The 2,536-nt window shown below is 29.3% G+C and carries 3 protein-coding genes; 2 read left to right on the top strand and 1 reads right to left on the bottom strand.

Annotation, left to right across the window (positions count from 1 at the left end; translation table 11 throughout):
• Positions 1–427: 427 nt before the first annotated feature.
• Positions 428–1,351: a complex I NDUFA9 subunit family protein gene (locus tag L8D11_RS04915; RefSeq protein WP_236870555.1), complete on the bottom strand. Its 924-nt coding sequence runs from the start codon at positions 1,349–1,351 to the stop codon at positions 428–430.
• Between the two features lie 130 nt (positions 1,352–1,481).
• On the opposite strand from L8D11_RS04915, the gene L8D11_RS04910 reads away from it, so the two are divergent.
• Both L8D11_RS04910 and L8D11_RS04905 read left to right on the top strand, forming a co-directional pair.
• Positions 1,482–2,093, top strand: coding sequence for a superoxide dismutase (locus L8D11_RS04910; RefSeq protein ID WP_236870554.1), 612 nt, complete (start codon positions 1,482–1,484; stop codon positions 2,091–2,093).
• An 87-nt stretch (positions 2,094–2,180) separates the two neighbouring features.
• Positions 2,181–2,423, top strand: coding sequence for a VirB8/TrbF family protein (locus tag L8D11_RS04905; RefSeq protein WP_236870553.1), 243 nt, complete (start codon positions 2,181–2,183; stop codon positions 2,421–2,423).
• Positions 2,424–2,536: the final 113 nt, after the last annotated feature.

The raw sequence follows: 2,536 nt of genomic DNA, 5'->3' as shown, positions 1-2,536 counted from the left end.
TTCAAGCAAGTATACTAAAAGATATTTCTACTGATAAAAAATACTGCATTCCTTCAGTCATCACTGAAGAAGTCAGGAAGATATATAAAGTCCTTGGTATAAATATTACTAATTCACCATTTGAATTGGTATAGAGCAACTCTAAAAATCTAAATTTAAATTAACAAAAAAACTTAAGTGGTAGTGCCTAGAAAAAAATAAACCCCAGGAATATTGCGCTGTCTAGCGAAAAAGTGCATGAAGTCAGGAGCAAATAACTACAAATAACTGCAGCACTCTGACCTTTTTGTTATACCAGACAAGCGACAAAAAATCTAATATTCTTTTGGATCTATACATACCCACCACATTAAAGCGTTAAATGAAGCCCAAAACACGGAGTGAAAGTTAAGCAACATGTAAATTGAGATATAACATTTCAAAATTATTAGGCAATGCCTAATTGTTTATTTATATAGTATTTTAATGGTGTTAAGTTGATATTGAATGTGTCAGCCAGATTTTTATCACCAATAGTATTATTCACTAATAATAAATCTACTTCTTCTGGGGTAATTGGAAAATTTTTTATAAATTTGGATAAATGAGAAATCCATTTTATGATGTTATAATTGATAGGAAGGTAACAAGGTTTTTTATTAAGCTTTTTAAAAATGTAATTCAGTATTTCCAAAAATGTCAATTTATCAGGTCCGCCTATTTCTAAAATTTTTCCATTCCATGATTCATCATTGGTGAGAAGAATTTTGCATATAGCTTGCGTTAGGTCTTCAACAAAAATTGGTTGAAAAAAAACATGCCCTTCATTGATTAAAGGAAATATTGGTAAAATTGTGACCAGATGAATTAGCTCATTAATAAATTTATCATTACTACCAAATACTACGCTTGGCCTGACTATAGTGGCATTTGGATAATTTTGTAACAACTCGCTTTCTCCTTTCAATTTTGTTTTTGCATAAGAAGATATTTTATGGGTTTTATCAATACCTAAGGCCGATATGTGAATTAATTTTTTGATTGAATATTTCGTTGCATAATGAGCTATTTGTTTTGGGATATTGATGTGCAGTTCTTTAAATGATTTATTTTTATTCTCTCTCAGTGCTCCAATTAGATTAATGACATAATTGGAATTGCTAAATATACTTTCATAAAAAGCTTTAGTATCACAAAACTTGACGGTGCATATTTGACCTGGCAATCCACATAAAAACAAGTCATCATGTGCACTAAAAGTGCTTTGTATCACGTTGATCTTAGCATCCAATTTGGCTAAATTTTTAACCAGATTACTTCCGATAAATCCATTGCCACCGAATATAGAGATAGTTGATTTTTCACTGATCATAATAATTTTTGCATTTATACTTAGATTAAATTTACGCTAAAAAATATATAAAACAAGACGATATTTCTTGCAAATTTACACTTTGCTCATTAACCTTGAGCTAAAATGTTTATGTTGTACAAAAAATAAGATGATTGAACTTCAAAGCTTGCCTTACTCAAGGGACTTATTAAAGCCCACTATTTCAGAAGAAACTGTGAATTTTCATTATGATAAGCATCATCAGGGATATGTGGATAAGCTTAATAAATTAATAAATAAAACCAACTATGAATCTAAAACTTTAGAAGAAATAATTAAAGAATCTTACGTATATGAGGATTCAAGTATTTTTAATAATGCGGCACAAATTTGGAATCATGATTTTTATTGGAGATCTATTACTGAATACAAGGAAGTAAATTCTCCAACTGATCAGGTACTTGACATGATAAATGAAAATTTTGAAAATTTAGACAATTTTTATACTGAGTTTATCAATGCAGGTATAACATTATTTGGTAGTGGCTGGATTTGGTTGATACAAGATCCTGAAACTTTAACATTGAAAATAATGCAGTCTAAGAATGCTGATAATCCACTAATATTTAATAAAATTGCAATATTAACTGTAGATGTATGGGAGCATGCATATTACATTGATTATAAAAATGATAGAGCAGGTTATTTGGATAAAATTGTAAAATTCAATCTAAATTGGGATTTTGCAAAGAGTAATATTACTTTTAAAAAGGCAGAATGAATTTTAAAAAATTTTTTAAAAAAAAACACAGAGACCGTTGCTAAAGAAGAGAGCAACGTAACTAATTTTATAACAGCTAATAAGGAATTGAAAAATTGGAGTGACGATAGATACCAGTCTACAGTAATTCAAAGAAATCTGTTGTTGTTGTTGTTGTTGTTGTTGATAGTGTGTTTTATACTCATTATAATTTCTTTGACAACTATAAGATATTTAAAAAATACTCAAAGTATTGATCCATTTGTTATTGAAATTGAGAAAAAGAGCGGTGTTTCAACTGTTGTGGAGCCATTATCTATAAAAACATACTCAGCAGATGGGCATTGCTAAGCAAATATAGCGTCAAAGAAGAAATGTATATACACAGATAATTCAGCCATATCAGCGGCTTTGGAATAAGCCTTGGTTTTTCGATTGTATCTCTTGATAAAGTCTCTGAGAGA

The organism is Candidatus Bandiella numerosa (genome assembly GCF_021811875.1).
Classification (GTDB): domain Bacteria; phylum Pseudomonadota; class Alphaproteobacteria; order Rickettsiales; family Midichloriaceae; genus Aquirickettsia; species Aquirickettsia numerosa_A.
The sequence above is the reverse complement of the archived record's forward strand: the minus strand, read 5'-3'. Positions and strand labels throughout refer to the sequence as shown.

Bases quoted from the DNA above. Each gene is read 5' to 3' on its own strand.
- L8D11_RS04915 (WP_236870555.1), bottom strand. From the start codon at position 1,351: ATGATCAGTGAAAAATCAACTATCTCTATATTCGGTGGCAATGGATTT.
- L8D11_RS04910 (WP_236870554.1), top strand. From the start codon at position 1,482: ATGATTGAACTTCAAAGCTTGCCTTACTCAAGGGACTTATTAAAGCCC.